We start from the raw sequence: 20,396 nt of genomic DNA on the forward strand, positions 1-20,396 counted from the left end.
ATCAGAGCGCAGACGGCCAGATCGCGCGGATGACGGCCGTCGTGTAGCCGGTCGGTGCGAGGTTGGAGTACTGCGTGTCGATGAGGACGCCGTCCCGGTAGAACAGCGTCCGGCCGTCGGTGACGGGGAAGGCGTCGTTCTGCCAGGTCTTCTCACACCGGAGGCCGCCGGCCGGCTCGTAGCAGACGAAGCCCTCCTCCATGCGGGCGTTGAAGTAGTCGAGGACGTCGTTCTCCGGCGCGTAGTTGATCGTGGTCTCGAGCCGCGTCGTGTCGGCGCCGGGCTGACCCCAGACGCAGCGCAGCGTCCGGTCCGAGAGGACACCGGTCTCCCCGAAGCCGGGGTCGTTGAGCGGGACGCCCTCCAGCTGCGCGAGGACGGCGTCGTCGAGGATGGCAGAGCAGTCGGTGGGCAGCACCGTCATGGACAGAACCGGACCGGAGGGCACCGGGGGAGCGCCGTCGGCCGTCGCGGCGGGCGTCGGCGTGCTGCTCGGCGTCGCCGACGTCGGAGTGTCGGACGGGGCGGCCTCGGGGGTCGGCGCGCACGCCGCCAGCAGTGCGACGAGGAGCGCGGCAACGGCCGGAGCGGCGACGAGGACGCGGCGCGGGAAGGGGGCCGACATGTCCTCCACGATAGGCGCGACCCTCCGGCGCCGCGCTCCCGACACGTCGGCATGGCTCCCGGACTGGGCCCGGCGCCCGGGTTACGCTCACTGTGCGGCGGCGAACGCCTTCGCGTGAGGAGCACATCGCAATGAGCGACCCCAAGTACGGTGAGCCCGTCGACGACAGCACTCCTGCTCGTGACGACCGCTCGGTCGATGACGTCGTCGGCAGCGCCAACGCCGGTCTCGCCGAGGCCGAGGCCGCCAAGCGCGACGCCGTGACGCCCGACGAACAGGCTGCGGCCGCACGCTCCGAGGAGGCCGCTCGCGACGACGTCGCCACAGACGGCGTGCGCGACGATCGCCCCGCCGGTGCCGCCTACGACGACCGGTCCGGTGCAGCCTACGACGACCGCGCCACCGCCGCCTCCACCGGCGCCGCCGCCTCCACCGGCAGCCTGCGCGATCGGTCCTACGCCGACGACCGCTCGGCCGACGACGACGGTCTCGACTACCTCCGCACCGGCCCCGCCGCGACCGGCGCGCCCGCGACCGGCGCGCCCACCGACGACCGCTACGCCGCGCCGGCCGCTGAGGCGCCGACCGAGGCGTACCGCCCCGCCGCGAGCGAGCCGGTCGCCCCCGTGGTCGCCCCCGCACCGCAGCCCATCTTCGTGCAGGCGCCGGAAGCACCCCGCGCGCGCGGCAACCGCGGCGCCGCCGGTGCCATCGGTCTGCTCGCCGCGGTGGCCTTCGCCGTCCTGTACCTCGCCGCCGCGCTCGGCTTCGGGGCCATCGAGGGTGACGTCACGCTCGACAACGTGGGCGAGGAGGCGCTGGCCGCCCTCACGACCTGGTGGTTCTGGGTCCCCGTCGTCGTGTTCTTCCTCGGCTTCTGGATCCTCGGCGCCGTCATCAACCGCGGCCGCTGGGGCCTCTGGGTGATCTTCGGGCTCATCGTCGGCGCCGTCGCGTACGTGGGCCACCTGCTCGGCCAGCTCTTCCAGGCGCCGTTCTGGACCCTTACCGCAAGTCAGGGCGCGGAGGTCGTGAACGAGCAGTTGCTCGCCCCGCTGGCCATCGCCGCGTTCGTCTTCGGCCGCGAGCTGACCATCTGGTTCGGTGCATGGGTCGCTGCCCGCGGCAAGCGGGTCACCGAGCTGAACTACGAGGCGCAGCGCGAGTACGAGCGCACGCTCGAGGCGGGCCCGCAGCTTCACCGCGCGTGATGTCATGACCGGTCGTGGGGTGGCGCCGCCGGTCGCGGTGGCGCTCGCCACGGTCGCGTTCGTGGCGCTCGCCATCGGGGGCCTCGGCATGGCGAGTCTGTTCCTCGGGGCGGACGTCATCGCGACGCCCGGCGTAGGCCAGCTGGCCGGCATCGTCGCCGTCACACTGTCGACGGCCGCGTTCGGAGGCCTGCTGTGGGCATACCTCCGCCGACCGGAGCCGTCGTATGTCGCCGCGCTCCCCGTCACGGTGGCCGCCGCACTCGCCTATCTCGTCGGCATCGGGATCGGCGCGATGCTGCAGGGGACGGATGCCGCGCTCGCGCTGGCCGCCGCCGGCGGATTCGCGACGTCGTGGTTCGCGCTCGTCCTCGCCTCTGCGGCATTCGTCTCGGCCTGGTCGGCGGTCGCGCTGGTCCGCACGCGTGCGGAGCGTCCGCGCTGGCCGTGGGAACGCGACGACCCCGAGCCCTGACTTCGCGCCCGCGACCCCCGCGTCGCCCGCGCCGTGAACCCCTGCGCCCCGCGCCGTGAGCCCCTGCGCCCCGCGCCGTGAACCCCTGCGCTCCGCGCCGCCCGGTCTTGTGGCCGCTCCGCCCGTACCTGAGGTTCATCCGCGCCGATTGGTGCGTGTTCCCGCCCCGCATCCGCCCTTTGCCGCGGCTGACGCCCGAGATGCTGCTCGGGTGCCCCGCCCGGCCCGCCCCCTCGCGCTCTCGCGCCTGAGGTTCGCCCGCGGCGAATGGCGGGAGTTCCCGCCCCGCACCTGCACTTTGGCGCCGCCGAAGATCGGCGCCGATTTCCATCCGCGCCGAATGGTGGGTGCGCGGCCCCGACACCCGCACTCTGCCGCTGATGAACACCCGCCGGAACCCGACATCCGCCCGAACCCAGTTCCCGCCCCGCACCCGCACTTCGCCGCCGCGCAAGATCGGCGCCGATTTTCATCCGCGCCGAACGGTGGGTGTTCCCGCCCCGCACCCGCACTTCGCCGCGGATGAACACCGGCCCCCGCCCCACAGCCCCAACCCGGCCCCCATCACCCGCCCGTACCCCACCCGCCGCCCCAACCCCGCCACCCGCCCGAACCCCATCACCCGCCCGAACCCCACCCGCCGCCGCACCCCCCGCGCGACCCACTCGGGCGCGGCGCGCGCCGGGTTTCGCGTCACCTACACCGAAACGCCATGCCGCACGGGACAATGGGTCGCGTGGAGCGGTCGATCGAGACCCAGGTCAGCCAGGCGGTGGACGCCTGGCTGAAATGGCTGCCGCGCTGGGAGCCGGCGACGCACCGCGGCCGGGTCGCCCCGTGCCGCCGCTGCTTCGGGTCTCCCGTGCTGTCCGCGGCCGGCCTCGGCGCCGACGTGCCGCACGGTGTCCAGCACGGGCTCTCCACACGCGTGAAGACGATCGTCGACCGGTCGGTCGCCGAGTACACGGCGCGCAACCTCCCGATGCTGCAGGCCGAGCTCGACCAGCAGGCGGCGCGCAACCAGGCTCGCAGCTACCGCCCTGCCGAGGGGCTCGACCCCGAGTTCGAGGGGCTGCCGCTCGACCCGGACCCCGTACCGGGCTCGCCGTTCCTGTTCACGATCTCCGGCCTCGCCGAGGAGGCCGCCGCCGCCGTCCCCGATCTGCCCCCGCTATCCGACGAGGCCAAGAGCGCGCTCCGCCAGGAGGTGCGCCTCGCCGACGACTACGCGAACATGGTCGGCCGCGAGGTGTGCACGGTCCTCCTGCACCACCGCCTGCGCATCCAGGCGGCCGTGGGGCAGTACGTCGAGCCGCAGATCGCGGCGATGCTCGAGGAGCTGACCCGCTCCCTCGATGCCCCGTTCGACCCCGGGTCCGATCCGGGGATCCCCGAGCTGTAGCCACCCAGCCCGGTACGGGCCGCCTTTGTTAGCATGGGCCGGACTCGCCGCAGAGCACGGCCACCCGGCATCCGCGTGGCGAAGCGTCTTTTCCGTCGACCGGTGAGGGGTGGTATGGCACAGAGGCTCCCGTCGTCGCCGCCCATCCTCCCCGGCCTGGACTACGTGCGGCCCCTCGGATCGGGCGGCTTCGCCGACGTGTTCCTCTACCAGCAGGACATGCCCCGCCGCGCCGTGGCCGTCAAAGTGCTCCCCACCGACGAGCGGGATCCTGATCTGCTGCGCATGTTCAACGCGGAGGCCGACGTCCTCGCGCACCTGTCCGCGCACCCCGCGATCGTCACGGTCTACCAGGCCGGCATCTCCGCGGACGGGCGGCCGTACATCGTCATGGAGTACTGTCCCGGTTCGCTCGCGCAGCGCTACCGGATCGAGCGGATCCCGGTCGAGGAGGTCATGACGATCGCCGTCCGCCTCGCCGGCGCGCTCGAGTCCGCCCACCGGGCGGGCCTCATCCACCGCGACATCAAGCCCAGCAACATCCTCGTCACGACGTTCGGGGCGGCGGTCCTCGCCGACTTCGGCATCTCCGCGTCGCTCCTCCGGCACACGCCGGGGGAGGTGCTGGCGATGTCGATCCCGTGGAGCGCGCCCGAGGTGATCGCCGAGCAGACCGCCGGCACCGTCGAGAGCGAGGTCTGGAGCCTCGGCGCGACGGTCTACTCGCTCCTCGCCGGGCACAGCCCGTTCGAACGGCGGGAGCGCGGCCAGAACACCCGCGATCACCTGCGCCGGCGCATCGCGCGCGCGACCTTCGTCCCCGTGCCCCGCCCCGACATGCCCGACGAGCTGCAGCGCGTCCTCGCGACGGCGATGGCGCGCGACCCCGCGCATCGCTACCGGACCGCGCGCGAGTTCGGCGAGGCGGTCCGCGACGTGCAGCGCGGTCTCGGCCTCGCTCCGACGCCGCTCGAGGTGCCCACGGAGGAGTGGACGCCGATCTCCGACGAGATCGACTTCGCCGACGCGCGTGTCCGCGGCCCGGTCCGCAGCACCGTCCCGCACGAGACGCGCCGCCGCCGCACGACCGATCCCGTGCCTCCCCGCGGCCGCGACGAGGATTCCGCGATCTCCGGTCCGGCACCGGTGCGCCGGCGGATCTGGCCGTGGCTGGTCGGGGCCGCGGTGATCGTCGTCGCAGTGGTCGTCGTCGCCGCCGTCCTCCTGGGTGCACGCTGATGCGACGCAGCACCGTCGTCGGCCTCGCCGCGAGCGCGGTCGCCGTCGCGCTCGTCACCGGGCTGAGCATCGTCTGGCCCGGGCTCGACGCACAGGACACGCCGCCGCGGGACGCGTCGGTCTGGGTGCTGCAGAGCGACGGCCTCCGCTATGCCCGCGTCAACACCGCCATCGGCGAACTCGACACGGTGCGCCGCGTCGCCAACCCCACCCGCATCGTGCAGGCGAGCACCGGCGCCTACATGTTCACCGACAGCGACAGCAAGGTCATCCGCATCGATGAGGCGGCGCCGGTGGACCTCGACGTCCAGGGGCTCGAGCAGGCCGACTCCGCCCCGTCCGGGACACGCGAAGCGGTCAGCGCGGGAGACTTCGTCGCCTACCGCACCGACACCGGCGCCGTCTATGCCGGGCGGCTGTCCACCGGATCGTCCGCGCGCGTCGACCCGTTCGGCTCCCCGGACGACGAGGATCGGCCGCAGTACACGGCGGAGGCCATCGCCGTCGACGCACGCGGGATGCTGTTCAGCTACTCGTCGACCGACGACGCGGTGCTGCGCTTCGACATCGTCTCCTCGACCGTGCGGGGCGAGGACCCGGTGGACGCGAACCCGGACGTGCCGGCGCTCACCTCGGCCGCGGAGGACTGGGTGCTCGTCGACGCCGATGACGGGCGGTTCTGGGTCCGGGGTGTCGATGAGGCCGGACAGGCCGCGACGGACGGGGCGGTCGTGCTGAGCCGCCCCGACCCCGAGGGCGACACCGTCTTTCTCGCGGACCAGAGCGGCCTCGTGAGCGTCGGCGTCGACGGCGCCACCGAGCAGATCGTGCCCACCGGCGACGCGGTCCGCGGGACCCCCGCCCGGCCGGTGGTCCGGGACGGGCGGGTGTACGCCGCCTGGCTCCCGGAGGGAGCCGGGCCCGGCACGCTCTGGGACGGGGGGCAGGTGCGCACGCTCGACTACAACGGGGCCGAGCTTCCTCCGCAGCGTCGCCCCGTCTTCCTCGACACCGGCAACGCCCTCGTGCTCAACGACGCGCGTTCCGGGTGGGTGTGGACCGTGGACGACGCGCGGCTCCTGCCTTCCAGCCAGCATTGGGACATCGATGAGGTCACCGAGTCGACGGCCGAGCCCAGCGAGGAGGAGCCGCCCGCCGTCATCGACCCCCGCCCTCCGGTCGCGGTGCCCGACGCGTTCGGCGTCCGCCCCGGCGCCCTCGTGCCGCTGCCCGTGCTGCTGAACGACCACGACCCCAACGAGGACGTCCTCGCGATCGACCCGACCTCCGTGACGGGACTGGACCCGGGATTCGGCGTCCTGACCACGACCGACGACCGGCAGCGCCTCGCCGTGCGCGTCGCGCCGGACGCGGAGGGCGCGGCGGCCTTCTCCTACACCGTCACGGACGGCACCGACGAGGACGGGCTGGACTCCCCACCCGCGACCGTGACGCTCACCGTCGCGGCGGACGCGGCGAACTCCCCTCCCGTGTGGTGCGGCGTGCCGAGATGCCGTCAGGATGCCGTGGCACCGCAGCTGCCGCGCGGTGGGACGCTCACGCTCCCGGTGCTCGCGGAGTGGGTCGACCCCGAGGGGGACGCCCTGCTCCTGGAGAGCGTCGTGAACCCGTCCGGGGTGGGCAAGGTCGCCTTCGTCCCGAGCGGCGAACTGGTCTACCAGCACAGCGATGCCAACGGCCGCGACGAGAGCATCTCCCTCACCTACACGGTGTCGGACACCCGCGGAGCGACCGCGACGCGGACGCTCGTCATCCGCGTCGTCGGCGACCCGGAGCCGACGGTGCAGTCCTTCGCGGTCGTCGACACCGCGGGCTCGCGCCTCACCGTCGACGTCGCCCCGCACGTCACCGGCGCGGCGGGGGAGATGACGCTGACGGCCGCCCGCGTGCTCGACGACGCTGCGGCCACCGCGACCGTCGTGGGCGGCACGACCCAGTTCGACTTCTCGACCAGCGAGCCCGGCACCTACCGGGTGGGGGTCACCGTCGCGGTCGGCTCCGGCGAGGCGACCGGCGTCGCCCGCATCACGCTGCTGCCGGAGGACGCCCCCGCCCAGCTGTCCACGGCGCCCGTCATCGCCTTCGTGCGTCCGCAGGCCGACGCGACGGTCGACGTGTTCGCCGCGGTGTCCAATCCGACCAGACGGGTGCTGCTGCTCAGCGACGTCGTCGCGTTCCCCGAGGCGGGCGCGACACTGTCGGTGGATGCCGTCGCACAGAGCCAGCTGCGGGTGTCCGGCACGACCGCCACGGGGGAGGCCGGCCCGCTCGGCACGGTGTCGTACCGCGTCAGCGACGGGACGAACGACGAGGGCGCGTCCGTCGAGGGGCTCGCGACGGTGTACCTCCTGCCCCCGCCGCCCGAGATCGCGCCCATCGCCGTCGATGACACCGTGGTCGTCCGCGCCGGGTCGCAGGTCGACATCCCGGTGCTCGCGAACGATTTCGCTCCCTCGGGCGCCCGTCCGCGCATCGACCCCGAGTCCATCGCGTCCTCCAGCACGGGCGCGCTCGCATTCGCCTCCGGAGACCTGCTCCGCTACCTCGCCCCCACCACTCCCGGCACGTACACGGTGGAGTACGACGTCTTCACGACCGGGTCGCCCACGCTCGTCGACACCGCGACCGTGCGGATCCGCGCGCTCGCCGACGACGCGAACCGCCCGCCGCTGCCGGCCAACCTGTCCGGCCGGGTCCTCAGCGGACTGTCCACCACGATCCCGTTCGACGGATTCGGCATGGACCCCGACGGCGACGTCGTGCGCCTGGACCGCATCGTGGACCAGCCCGACGTGGGATCGGCGGCCATCTCCGCGGACGGCACCTCGATCGTCTACACGAGTGTGGCCGGCGACAGCGGCCAGCACGCCTTCCGCTACCGCGTCGTGGACGCCTCCGGTGCCACAGGCGAGGCGACCGTGCGCGTCGGCGTCCTCACCGGCGACGCCAACCCCGGCCCCGTCACGTACACCGACTACGTGCACGTGCGGCAGGGCGAGGGGAACGTCATCCGCGTCCAGCCCCTCTCGAACGACCTCGATCCGATGCGCGGGAAGCTGACGCTCACCGACGTGCGGCCGGACGTCCCCCTCACGACGGCGGACGGCACGCCCAGCGACGAGTACGAGCTGCTGGAGAGCCGCATCCTGTCGGTCACGGACGACACCGTGACGATCGCGGCGGGCACGGAACCCGGCACGATGGCCTTCCTGTACGACGTCGAATCGTCTTCGCTCAACACCGCACGGGGGCTCATCGTCGTGCGCGTCGTGCGCGATCGGGTGCCGGACTATCCGATCGTGGCCGACACCGTCCTCACGGTCGAGGATCGCGAGGACTTCGGCACCGGGGTCGACGTGCTCGCCGGCAAGGTGACGTGGTCCGGCGGCGAGGTGGACGAGCTGACCCTCGGGCTGTGGCGGTCGCCGCGCGGCGTCGTCGTCGACGGCGACCGCCTGCGGGGCGAGCTGAGCGAGGAGGCGCGCATCATCCCGTTCTCCGTCACGGGTCAGACGACCGACGGACCCGTCACGACCTACGCCTTCCTGCGGCTGCCCGCCGAGGCCGACCCGCCCCTGACGCTTCGTTCCGGCATCCCCCCGATCGTCGTCGGCGAGGGGGAGGAGGAGACGGCCGACATCGCCGCTCTCGTCGCTCGTCCCCGCGGCAGCGAGCTCCAGGTCGGCGACGTCCGCGCCTCCGGCGCCCGCGAGGCCGGCGTCTGCGAACGGGAGCGCGGGACGACCGTGCGCTACACCGCGGGTGAGGGTGCGCCGTGGACGGACGCGTGCCTCGTGTCGGTGCGCCTCGCCGGCCAGAGCGGCTGGACGGTGCTGCCGGTCCCCGTCACGGTCACGCCGCTCGAGCCCCAGCCGACCCTCAGCCCCGCCTCGATGACGGTCGCACCGGGGGAATCGGAGACCTATGACCTCGGCGAGCTGACGACCTGGCAGGGGCGCCCGGAGGCCGTGGAGTACCGCGTCGAAGACACCGCCGCATCCTTCGGCATCGAGTTGCGGGGCGCCGTGCTCACCGTCGCGGCCCGCGACGATGCGAGGCCCGGCACCTCGGAGTTCGTCACGGTCGAGGTCGTCAGCCACGCCGGGGTGGCACCGGCGCGCATGATCCTGCGCGTGGGCGCGGCGCCGTCCGAGCTCCCGCACGGCGGCACGGCGCAGCAGCTGTGCAGCCAGTCCACCGGCACGCGCTGCACCATCACGGTGATCGGGGCGCCGGGCGAGGTCAACCCGCTGCCCGACACCCCGCTGGAGGTCGTGGCCGTGGATCCGCGCGGCGTCTGCACGGGCATCACGTTCGCGGTGGCATCCGCGCGCACCGTCACCGCCTCGTGGACCGAGGACGCACCCGGCTCGACGTGCACGGCGTCCTTCACGGTCCGCGATGCGCAGGACCGGCAGAGCGCGGGCGATCGCGACGGCGTCATCCTGTTCGACCTGCAGGGATACCCGCAGGCACCCGCGAGCATCATCCAGTCGGCGTACGGCGACGCCTCCCTCACGCTTCGCGTCGACCCGGGTGCGGCGCGCACCGCGTACCCCGCGCTGCGCGGCTTCGAGGTGCGACAGGGCGGCGAGGTCGTGGCGCAGTGCACCGCCGCGGGTGTCTGCCCCGCCCTCACCGCACCCAACGGGGAACGGCGGGAGTTCGAGGTCGTGGCCGTCAACGCCGTCGGCGTCTCGCGCACGTCGGTCCGGACCGTCGCGTGGGCGTACGACCCGCCGCTGCCACCGCGCAGCGTCACGGCGACCCCGCTCGTGACGGGCGGGGAGGGCGGTCTCGTCTCGCTCGCCGTCGCGGGCGTGGATGCCGCCGACACGGGGTCGCTCCAGATCGCGAGCCCCGCCGGCGAGACCATCACGGTCGCCGTCGCGGAAGGGCAGACCGACGTCGCCGTCCCCTCCTTCCGCGTCGGCGCGAACACCGCCACCCCGGTCACCGTGACCCCCCGCTCCCGTTTCGAGGTGCCACCGGTCGCCGGCGCCGCACCCACGATCGAATCCCTCACCGCCATGGCGAACGGCATCGGCGCGCCGATCGACCTCTCGCTCGCCCTGACCGCGACGTCCGCGGGCGACGGGCGCACCGACGTCTCTGCGGTGGGCTCGGCGAGCCTCAACGGCGACCGCTCCCAGCTCCGCTGGGGCATCGTCCGGGACGGACAGCCGTGCATCGTCTCGCCGGACGGGCGCACCGCCGAGTTCCGAGGGCTGCCCGACGGACGTCTCTACACCTTCGTCCTGTGCGTCGAGTCGTGGTTCGACGGTCGCTCCTTCGGGCGCTCGACGCGGACCGCCGAGGTGCGCGCCGTGCAGTCGACCGCGGCCCCCGAGGGCTTCACCTTCGTCGTCGGGCCCACCGCCCGCGTCGACGGTCAGGCCGCCCGGTGGACGATCGACTCGGCGCCGACGTCGTGGCAGACCCCGCCGTACGACAACGTCGCCGCCTTCCGCGGCTACCCGTCCGGCGTCTTCGACACCGATCCGGGCATCACGGTGCGCTACGAGCACACCTCCGGCTGGTGGCAGTCGGCGTGGGGCGCCGTGACCCCTGCGCGCGGCAGCGCGCCGTACCAGGTCCAGGCGCGCTGGTGGGTCGACGCCTGCAACGGCGGCGCGCGGCTCGTGCCCCAGGCCTCGTCGACGGACTCCCTCGCGCGTGTCGACTTCTCCCCCGTGGGGATGCGGTACTTCGACGCGGACGGCGCCGAACTGTCCGCGGGCCCCGACCCGTGGATCGTCCCGGATGCCGCCGTGCGCGTCACCGGGATCGGGGTCGTGGTGGACTGGGCGGGACGCGGCTGGAATCTGAACCCGGCGACCGCCGATTTCTCCGCGACCTGCAGCCCCGCGCCACCGCCCCCCGGCGACACGACAGACGAGGACGACGAATGACCATCACCCAGGAGCAGGCGACCTGGTTCGCGCAGACCTTCGGCCAGCTGGCCGACAACGTCGAGCGCGCCGTGCTCGGCAAGCGTCACGTCGTGGAGCTGATCCTGACCGCGATGCTCAGTGAGGGCCACGTGCTGCTGGAGGACGTCCCGGGCACGGGGAAGACCTCGCTCGCGCGCGCCGTCGCGCAGTCCGTCCAGGGGACGACGACCCGCATCCAGTTCACACCCGACCTGCTCCCGGGTGACATCACCGGGATCACCGTCTACGACCAGAAGACGGGGGCGTTCGACTTCCACGCCGGCCCCGTGTTCGCGAACATCGTGCTGGCCGACGAGATCAACCGGGCGAGCCCGAAGACGCAGGCCGCGCTCCTCGAGGTCATGGAGGAGTCGCGGGTGACGATCGACGGGGTCACCCGGCCGGTCGGGCGTCCGTTCCTCGTCCTCGCGACACAGAACCCGATCGAGCAGGCGGGCACGTACCGGCTGCCCGAAGCCCAGCTCGACCGCTTCCTCATGCGCACCTCGCTCGGGTATCCCGATCACGCCGCGACGGTGCGGATCCTCGACCGCGCCGCCGTCGCGACCGACGACCTGCCTCCCGTCGTCACGCCCGCCGCACTCGTCGGGATGACCGAGCTCGCCGCGGACGTGTACGCCGACGCGCTCGTCCTGGACTACATCGCCCGGCTCGTGGACGCGACCCGCTCCGCGGACGAGGTGCGCCTGGGCGTCAGCATCCGAGGGGCTCTCGCCCTCACGCGTGCGGCCCGGGCGAGCGCCGCCGCGCGCGCCCGCACCTACGCGACCCCCGACGACGTCAAGCGCCTCGCGGTCGCCGTTCTGGCGCACCGGCTGATCCTGCACCCGGAAGCCGAGTTCGACGGTGTCACACAGGAGGCCGTCATCGGCCAGGTGCTCCTCGACGTCCCACCGCCCACCCGCCGAGACACGCCATGACCGCCCTCGACCCGCGCGGAGCCGACACCCGGGTGACCCGCACCACCACCTCGACGGGCTCGGGGGAGCGCACCGAGGTGACCTCGCCGCGCTCCCGCGCGCTCGTCGGCCTCGTCGTGTGGGCGACACGACTGTGGCGGATGCTGCGTCGCGCGGCCCGTGTCACGGCCGCCGCCGTGGGGCGCACCGTGCGCCCCGCCGGGGCCCTGGTCCTCCTCGCGGCGAGCCTCGGGCTGGTCGTGGGGTTCGCGTTGGGCTGGGTGGAGTGGATCGCCGCCGGCGTCGTCGCCCTCGTGCTCCTGGCGATGACCGTGCCCTTCCTCTTCGGCGCGCGCGCCTACGACGTCGATCTGGGTCTCGCGCACGAACGCGTCGTCGCCGGCAACGGCGTCGCCGCCCATGTCACCGTCCGGAACGCCGGTACCCGGGTCACCTTGCCGGGTCGCATCGACGTGCCCGTCGACGCCGGACTCGTCGAGTTCGGGGTGCCGCTGCTGCGCCCCGGGCAGGAGATCGTCCACGACTTCGACATCCCGCCGCAGCCGCGCGGCATCGTGCCCGTGGGTCCCGCCACGACCGTGCGATCGGATCCCATCGGCCTCCTCCGCCGGGAGCGCGCTTTCGAGGACCGGCACGACCTGTATGTGCACCCGCGCACCGTCGCCCTGCCGTCCACGAGCGCCGGGCTCATCCGCGACCTCGACGGCAGCCCGACGCGGCGGCTCGTCGACGCCGACATGAGCTTCCACGCCATCCGCGAGTACGCGCCCGGCGATGCCCGCCGGCAGATCCACTGGAAGTCCACCGCCAAGACCGGGCGACTCATGGTGCGGCAGTACGAGGAGTCCCGTCGTTCCCGGATGGCGGTGGTCTTGGGCCTCGCCGAGCCGGAGTACACGTCACCCGAGGAGTTCGAGCTCGCCGTCAGCTGCGCCGCCTCCCTCGCCGTCCGCGCCGTGCACGACGCGCGCGACCTCGACATCGTCGTCGGTGCCGAGATCCCGCGCGTCGTCCGCGGTCGCCTGCGGGCCATCCGCCACATCCCCTCCGGCGCGCCGCGACCGCTGCTCGACGGCTTCAGCGGCGTCGACCGGCTCGCCAACACGATGGCGCTCGAGGACGTGTGCCGGCTCACGGCGGAGGCGAACGAGCGGCTCTCCATCGCCGTGGTCGTCACGGGGTCGACCCTCGGCCCCGCGGGCCTGCGCCGTGCTGCGCTCGCGTTCCCTGCCGACACCGCCGTGCTCGCGGTCGTGTGCGACGAGCAGGCGCACCCGCGCTCGCAGGTGTTCGGGGGCTTCACGGCCCTCACGGTCGGCACGCTCGACGATCTCGCAGGCCTCCTCCTCCGATCGGCCACATCATGACCGCCGCGCAGCACGCGGCGGGGTCCCCGAGCAGCGCGGGCACCGTGGAGTGGCGCGGTCGTTACGTGGCCGGCACCGCGTACGTCATCGTCATGATCCTGCTGGCGGCGATCGCGGCGTGGCCGATCTACCGCGACCCGGCCTTCGTCATGGTCGTCGGCGCCGGGTCGCTCCTGGGCGCGGCGCTCGCCGTCCTCATCGCGCGGCGCGGCTGGAGCGGCTGGGCGACCGCGGGTCTGCTGGCGCTCACGCTGCTGATCGTGGGGGTGCCGCTGGGCGTCCCCGGCCGCACGGGAAGCGCGGGCGAGCTGCTGCGCGGACTCGGGGAGCTCGTCGCGGGCGTCGTCGTCGGGTGGAAGGACCTCGTGACGGTGGCCCTCCCGGTGGGGACGTACCGGAATCTGCTGGTCCCGGCCCTCGTGGTCTTCCTCTGCGGAACCTGCATCGCCCTGCAGCTGACGTGGCAGCAGCGCCGGAGCGCGTATGCGGCCGTCCCGGTGACCCTCGCCATGACCGGCTTCGGACTGGTCTTCGGCCGCACCTCCGTGAGCGCTCCGCTGGACCTCGGCCCGCTCACGATCTCCGCGCCCGCCGAGACGGCCGTGGGGGTGGCCGCGCTGCTGGCGAGTGTGCTGTGGCTCTCCTGGCGCGGCCGGCACGAGCGGCAGGACGCGCTGCAGCGCGCCGCGCACGCCAGCGGCGTGCGGCGTCGGCGCAGGTCCCGTGCGGATGCCCGGCGGGCGGCGCTCGGCGTCGGGATGGTCGCGGTCGCCGCGCTCGGCGTCGCGGCCGTCGTCCCCGCCGCCGCCCTGTCCGCGGACCGGCATGTCCTCCGCGATGCCGTCGGGCCGGAGGTGGAGCTGTCCGAGGCGCTCAGCCCGCTCGCCGCCTACCGCACGCTCTTCACCGACGACGTGATCGACGATGTCGCCTTCACTGTCAGCGGCGCCACCCTCCCCGACCGGGTCCGCCTGGCGACGCTGGACACGTACGACGGCGCCGTGTTCCGCACCGGCTCCGCGGGCGCCGGGGGCCGTTTCGCCCGTGTGCCCGCCATGCGCGACGCGGGTGCCGGTGAGGCCGTCGGCGCGGTCGTGCAGATCGGTGCGCTCACCGACATCTGGATGCCGACCATCGGCGCGCTCGCATCGGCGCGGTTCGACGACTCTCGCGCCGCGACCCTCGCCGACGGCTTCTACTACAGCGCCGAGCTCGGCGCCGCGGTGCAGACGGCGGGGTGGCGGGCGGGTGACCGCTACCGCCTGAGCGGGAGCGAGGTTCCGGCGGCGACCCTCGCCGAGGCCACGGCGCCCGGCGGTGTCGCGTCGCGGGTCGAGGCGCCCACGAGTCTGCGCCGGTGGGTGGACGAGCACGCCGTCGGGACCGGCGGGGCGACGCTGGCGAGCCTCGTGGATCTGCTCCGCGCCCGCGGCTATCTCAGCCACGCGCTGACCGAAGACGCCGACACGGCCTGGATGGAGCGCCTCGACGGGTACCGGTTCGTCCCGTCCACCTCCGGGCACTCGCTCGGCCGCATCGACGACATGTTCGACGCGCTGCTCGAGCGCGAGAACGAGGCGACGGGGGGCCTCGTGGCGGCCATCGGCGATGACGAGCAGTTCTCCGTCGCCGTCGCGCTGATCGCGCAGGAGCTCGGATTCCCCGCCCGCATCGTCTACGGTGCGCGCCTGACCGCCGAACCCGGGCTCCCGTCCTGCACCGACGGCGTCTGCCGCTCGGGCGACCTCGCCGCGTGGGTGGAGGTGCGCTCGTCCGCGGGCCAGTGGATCGCCGTCGACGTGACCCCGCAGCACGCCCAGCCTCCCGCCCTGCTGGTCACCGAGCAGCGCGACCCCCGTGTCGCGACGGAGGTCCGCCCCGACGTGGTCGAGGAGGTCGTGCCGCCGCGCCCGGCGCAGGACGACACCTCCCGCGCCGACCGCGACGCCGACGCCCTCGACCTCACCTGGCTGTGGGCGGCGCTCCGCGGCGTCGGAGTGGGAGCGAGCATCGTCGCGATCGTCATCGGCCCGTCGCTGCTGATCGTCGCGGCGAAGGCGCTGCGGCGCCGCGGCCGCCGGCGCGCGGACGATCCGGTGGCCCGCATCGCCGGAGGCTGGGAGGAGTACGTGGATGCCGCCGCCGACGCCGGTCGGCCGGCCCCGGGGCACCTCACCCGCACCGAGGCCGCCGGCATCCTCGCGACCCCCGCCGGCACGGTCCTCGCCGAAGCGGCCGACGAGGCCGTCTTCTCTCGCGGCGGGATCACACCGGCCGAGGCCGACGAGTTCTGGCGCATCGTCGAGGCCGAACGGCACGGCATGGCGACGGGTTTCTGGCGCCGCTGGCGCGCCGCCGTATCGTTGAGATCGTTCGCCCGCCTCGGCGGGACCCGAGCCCACACCACCGAGAGGGGGAGCCGTCGGCCCTCCGGCCGACGGACCGAACCATGATGAGCCCGCTCCTGGATGACTCGCTGACGCCCCTCCTGGGCCTGCTCTCCCTCGCGATCGGCGTCGCCCTGTACGTGTGGACGGCGCTCGCCCTGGCCGCGATGTTCCGGAAGATGGGCGAGGAGCCGTGGAAGGGCTGGGTGCCCCTGCTGAACCAGGCGACCGTGCTGCGCTGGGGCGGGTTCAACCCGTGGCTCGTGCTGCTCTTCTTCGTGCCGATCGTCGGTCCGCTCGTGCTGTGGGTCCTGCAGACCATCGCGGCGCACCGTTTGAACCCGGGCTTCGGCTACGGGACGGAGATGACCGTCCTCGCCGCCGTGCTGTTCGTCGTGTGGGCGAGCATCCTCGGGTTCGGTCCGTCCCGCTGGCTGGGCGCGCGCGCCGTGCGCGCCGCCGGCGCATCCCCGGTGGGTCCGCGTCCGTCGCCGGCCATCCCGTCCGTGGTCGACACCGACCCCACGGGGTCCCGGGCCGCCGCCTTCGCCCCCGGCGAGGACGCGCCGGAGCCGGCCGCCTCCGCCTGGCGCCCGCCGACGGCCCCCATCCCGATCGTCGTCGGCGCGGGCGCCGACACCCCCGTCGCCGATGCGGGGCGGAGCGAGCCGGGCGCGCCGTACGCCCCGGTCGCCGACGAGCACGACGACGCCGCGTGGCCGTCCGAGGTCGACGAGGTCTCGGCGGTGCACCCGTCGCCCTTCCCGCCCAGCGCCGCGTCCTCGCGCCCGTACAGCCCTCCTCCCGTCTCGCCGGCCGAAGGCCCCATCGCCTTCGTGCCCGGCCGGAAGTCCGCCGTGCCGAGCGTCCACGGCGATGCGCCGGTGACGCGCGTACCCGCTCCCGGCCCGGCGGCGCCGCCCGAGCCGTGGGCTCCCGCACGCTCGGCCGAGTACGACCCGGACGCCTTCCCGGAGATGTCGGGGGAGGTCTCCGCGGTCGTGGGCTCTCCGGCCGCGGGAGCCCCGCTCGCGGCCCGCCGATCCGTGTCCGCACAGCAGCGCCCGCCGGGCACGGAGGAGGATGACGACGCCGAGCAGACCGTCATCGCGCGCCGTCGGCGCCCGACATGGACGCTGACGGCGGCGGGGCGCACGGTCCCCCTCGTGGCCGACGTCGTCATCCTCGGTCGTCAGCCGGCGCCCGACCCGGCCTACCCCCGGGCACAGCTGGTCGTCGTGGACGATCGCACCCGGACCGTCTCCAAGACGCACGCGCGGCTCGAATTGAAGCCCGACGGATGGCAGGTGACCGACCTGCATTCGACCAACGGCGTGCTCATCCCCACGCTGATGGGGACCGAGGAGGAGATCGGCCCCGGGTCGCCCGTCCCCGCCGGTGATCGCTTCCGTCTCGGCGACGCGCAGATCACGCTCGCGCGCGGCGATCGCTGACCCCGGTCCTCGTTTGACCGCCCCTCCCGCGGGGCGTATGATTGACCGGGTGTGCGCTCACGCGCGCCCTGCGTCGCGCCTCGGCATCGAGTCGCCAGGCGGGGAGACCGAGGCGCCGCATCTCAGGGAATGATCTGCGAACAGATCACCCCCACGGCATATCCACCATGAAAGCACGGCGCGTTCGCGCTGCGCCGGTGGATCTGTGGTGAAACCACGACGCTGTCACCGTGCAGCATTCACAAGGAGAGAACGTGCCAACCATTCAGCAGTTGGTTCGCAAGGGCCGTTCGCCGAAGGTCTCGAAGACCAAGGCGCCGGCACTGAAGTCGAACCCGCAGCAGGCCGGGGTCTGCACCCGCGTCTACACGACCACGCCCAAGAAGCCGAACTCGGCGATGCGCAAGGTCGCCCGTGTCAAGCTCCGCAACGGCACCGAGGTCACCGCCTACATCCCCGGCGAGGGCCACAACCTGCAGGAGCACTCGCTCGTGCTCGTCCGCGGCGGCCGTGTCAAGGACCTCCCGGGTGTGCGCTACAAGATCGTCCGCGGCGCCCTGGACACCCAGGCCGTCAAGAACCGTAAGCAGGCTCGCAGCCGCTACGGCGCGAAGAAGGGTTAAGGAACATGCCTCGTAAGGGACCCGCACCTCGCCGCGTCGTCGTCAACGACCCGGTCTACGGCGCTCCGATCGTCACCCAGCTGGTGAACAAGATCCTCGTCGACGGCAAGAAGTCGATCGCCGAGGCCATCGTCTACGGCGCCCTCACCGGCGTCGAGGCCAAGAACGGCCAGGACGCCGTCGCAACGCTCAAGAAGGCGCTCGACAACGTCCGCCCCACCCTCGAGGTCAAGAGCCGCCGCGTCGGCGGCTCGACCTACCAGGTTCCGGTCGAGGTCAAGCCGCACCGCGCGAACACGCTCGCGCTGCGCTGGCTCGTCTCCTACGCGAAGGGCCGTCGTGAGAAGACGATGACCGAGCGTCTGCAGAACGAGATCCTCGACGCCTCGAACGGCCTGGGTGCCGCGGTCAAGCGCCGCGAGGACACCCACAAGATGGCCGAGTCGAACCGCGCCTTCGCGCACTACCGCTGGTAACAGCGATGCCGTCGCTCTCGCGGATGACACATCCGCGAGAGCGACGGTTCAACAGCATCCCTCACTACACGTAAGGAATTTCCCGTGGCACAAGACGTGCTCACCGACCTCACGAAGGTCCGCAACATCGGCATCATGGCGCACATCGATGCCGGCAAGACGACGACGACCGAGCGCATCCTGTACTACACGGGAACCAACCACAAGATCGGCGAGACGCACGATGGCGCCTCGACCACCGACTGGATGGAGCAGGAGCAGGAGCGTGGCATCACGATCACCTCCGCTGCTGTGACGTGCTTCTGGGACAAGAACCAGATCAACATCATCGACACCCCCGGCCACGTCGACTTCACCGTCGAGGTCGAGCGCTCGCTCCGCGTCCTCGATGGCGCCGTCGCCGTCTTCGACGGCAAGGAGGGCGTCGAGCCCCAGTCCGAGACCGTCTGGCGTCAGGCCGACAAGTACAACGTCCCGCGCATCTGCTTCGTCAACAAGATGGACAAGCTCGGCGCCGACTTCTACTTCACGGTCGACACGATCGTCAACAAGCTCAAGGCCAAGCCGCTGGTCATCCAGCTGCCCATCGGCGTCGAGAACGACTTCGTCGGCGTGGTCGACCTCGTCGAGATGCGCGCGCTCGTCTGGGCCGGCGACGCCAAGGGTGATGTCACCATGGGCGCCAAGTACGACGTCCAGGAGATCCCGGCCGACATGGCGGATGTCGTCGCCAAGTACCGCGAGCTGCTGCTCGAGACGGTCGCCGAGACCGACGAAGAGCTCCTCGAGAAGCACTTCGGTGGCGAGCCCCTCACGGTCGCCGAGATCAAGGCTGCGATCCGCAAGCTGACGGTCAACTCGGAGATCTACCCCGTGCTGTGCGGCTCGGCGTTCAAGAACCGCGGCGTGCAGCCGATGCTCGACGCGGTCGTGGACTACCTGCCCTCGCCGCTGGACGTGCCCGCCATCGAGGCCCACGACCCGAAGAACGAAGAGACGGTCATCCTGCGTCACTCCGACCGTGAGGAGCCCTTCACGGCCCTCGCGTTCAAGATCGTGACGCACCCCTTCTTCGGTCGCCTCACCTACATCCGCGTGTACTCCGGTCACCTGGATTCCGGTGCGCAGATCGTCAACTCGACGAAGTCCAAGAAGGAGCGCATCGGGAAGATCTTCCAGATGTACGCCAACAAGGAGAACCCGGTCCCCTCGGTCACGGCCGGCCACATCTACGCCGTCATCGGCCTGAAGGACACCACCACCGGTGACACCCTGTCCGACTCGGCCAACCAGGTCGTCCTCGAGTCGATGACGTTCCCGGAGCCGGTCATCGAGGTCGCGATCGAGCCCAAGACGAAGGCCGACCAGGAGAAGCTGGGTCTCGCGATCCAGAAGCTCGCGGAGGAGGACCCGACGTTCCGCGTCGAGCAGAACTCCGACACCGGTCAGACCGTCATCAAGGGCATGGGCGAGCTGCACCTCGACATCCTCGTGGACCGCATGAAGCGCGAGTTCAAGGTCGAGGCCAACGTCGGCAAGCCGCAGGTCGCGTACCGCGAGACGATCAAGAAGACCGTCGAGCGCCACGACTACACGCACAAGAAGCAGACCGGTGGTTCGGGTCAGTTCGCGAAGATCCAGTTCGCGCTCGAGCCGCTCGCGGTCACGGCCGACAAGACGTACGAGTTCGAGAACAAGGTCACCGGTGGCCGCATCCCGCGCGAGTACATCGCTCCGGTCGACCAGGGCTTCCAGGACGCCATGAACGTCGGCGTGCTCGCCGGCTATCCCATGGTCGGCGTGAAGGCCATCCTCATGGACGGCGCGTCGCACGACGTCGACTCGTCCGAGATGGCGTTCAAGATCGCCGGCTCGATGGGCTTCAAGGAGGCCGTCCGCAAGGCGAACCCGGTCATCCTCGAGCCGCTCATGTCCGTCGAGGTGCGTACGCCCGAGGAGTACATGGGCGACGTCATCGGCGACCTGAACTCCCGTCGCGGCCAGATCCAGTCGATGGAGGACGCCCAGGGCGTCAAGGTCGTCCGGGCCCTGGTGCCGCTGTCCGAGATGTTCGGCTACATCGGCGACCTGCGTTCGAAGACCTCCGGCCGTGCCGTCTACTCCATGGAGTTCGACAGCTACGCCGAGGTCCCGCGCGCCGTCATGGACGAGATCGTCCAGAAGACCAAGGGCGAGTAACCCTCCCCTTCGGATGCCGGGGGCTCCGGCTCTCGGCATCCAC

General features: G+C 72.6%; 13 protein-coding genes. 12 read left to right on the forward strand and 1 reads right to left on the reverse strand.

The annotated features are described in order from the left end of the window. Position 1: 1 nt before the first annotated feature. Complete coding sequence (locus QZL85_RS10385; protein ID WP_295576543.1) at positions 2–625, reverse strand: hypothetical protein; 624 nt, start codon at positions 623–625, stop codon at positions 2–4. A 131-nt stretch (positions 626–756) separates the two neighbouring features. On the opposite strand from QZL85_RS10385, the gene QZL85_RS10390 reads away from it, so the two are divergent. From QZL85_RS10390 to fusA, 12 genes are all read left to right on the forward strand, one after another. After that, the gene (locus QZL85_RS10390) at positions 757–1,836 is read left to right on the forward strand and encodes an ABC transporter (RefSeq protein WP_295576544.1); all 1,080 of its coding nucleotides are present in this window, start codon (positions 757–759) and stop codon (positions 1,834–1,836) included. Between the two features lie 4 nt (positions 1,837–1,840). Then, positions 1,841–2,311, forward strand: a complete 471-nt coding sequence (locus QZL85_RS10395; RefSeq protein WP_295576546.1) for a hypothetical protein — start codon at positions 1,841–1,843, stop codon at positions 2,309–2,311. Between the two features lie 736 nt (positions 2,312–3,047). Continuing rightward, positions 3,048–3,713 carry a spermidine/putrescine ABC transporter substrate-binding protein gene (locus tag QZL85_RS10400; RefSeq protein ID WP_295576547.1) on the forward strand — a complete coding sequence of 222 codons (666 nt, stop codon included), beginning with the start codon at positions 3,048–3,050 and terminating at the stop codon, positions 3,711–3,713. Between the two features lie 114 nt (positions 3,714–3,827). Continuing rightward, positions 3,828–4,952: a serine/threonine-protein kinase gene (locus tag QZL85_RS10405; protein ID WP_295576548.1), complete on the forward strand. Its 1,125-nt coding sequence runs from the start codon at positions 3,828–3,830 to the stop codon at positions 4,950–4,952. Next, positions 4,952–10,885, forward strand: a complete 5,934-nt coding sequence (locus QZL85_RS10410; RefSeq protein ID WP_295576549.1) for an Ig-like domain-containing protein — start codon at positions 4,952–4,954, stop codon at positions 10,883–10,885. Before QZL85_RS10405 ends, QZL85_RS10410 begins: the two co-directional genes overlap by 1 nt. Continuing rightward, positions 10,882–11,847, forward strand: a complete 966-nt coding sequence (locus tag QZL85_RS10415) for a MoxR family ATPase (RefSeq protein WP_295576550.1) — start codon at positions 10,882–10,884, stop codon at positions 11,845–11,847. Before QZL85_RS10410 ends, QZL85_RS10415 begins: the two co-directional genes overlap by 4 nt. Continuing rightward, positions 11,844–13,214: a DUF58 domain-containing protein gene (locus tag QZL85_RS10420; protein WP_295576551.1), complete on the forward strand. Its 1,371-nt coding sequence runs from the start codon at positions 11,844–11,846 to the stop codon at positions 13,212–13,214. The genes QZL85_RS10415 and QZL85_RS10420 overlap by 4 nt, the downstream gene beginning before the upstream one ends. Next, positions 13,211–15,667, forward strand: a complete 2,457-nt coding sequence (locus tag QZL85_RS10425; RefSeq protein ID WP_295576553.1) for a transglutaminase-like domain-containing protein — start codon at positions 13,211–13,213, stop codon at positions 15,665–15,667. The genes QZL85_RS10420 and QZL85_RS10425 overlap by 4 nt, the downstream gene beginning before the upstream one ends. Then, positions 15,664–17,055 (forward strand): DUF5684 domain-containing protein, encoded by a 1,392-nt coding sequence (locus QZL85_RS10430; RefSeq protein WP_295576554.1) that lies wholly within the window; start codon positions 15,664–15,666, stop codon positions 17,053–17,055. The genes QZL85_RS10425 and QZL85_RS10430 overlap by 4 nt, the downstream gene beginning before the upstream one ends. 254 nt (positions 17,056–17,309) lie before the next feature. Then, positions 17,310–17,678, forward strand: coding sequence for a 30S ribosomal protein S12 (rpsL, locus tag QZL85_RS10435; protein WP_013584051.1), 369 nt, complete (start codon positions 17,310–17,312; stop codon positions 17,676–17,678). Between the two features lie 5 nt (positions 17,679–17,683). Beyond that, positions 17,684–18,154, forward strand: a complete 471-nt coding sequence (gene rpsG, locus QZL85_RS10440) for a 30S ribosomal protein S7 (protein WP_028496536.1) — start codon at positions 17,684–17,686, stop codon at positions 18,152–18,154. An 84-nt stretch (positions 18,155–18,238) separates the two neighbouring features. Next, entirely contained in the window at positions 18,239–20,353 is a 2,115-nt protein-coding gene (gene fusA, locus QZL85_RS10445; protein WP_295576555.1) for an elongation factor G, read from the forward strand. Positions 20,354–20,396: the final 43 nt, after the last annotated feature.

Origin of the sequence: uncultured Microbacterium sp., assembly GCF_900078385.1 — a bacterium.
Lineage (GTDB): Bacteria > Actinomycetota > Actinomycetes > Actinomycetales > Microbacteriaceae > Microbacterium.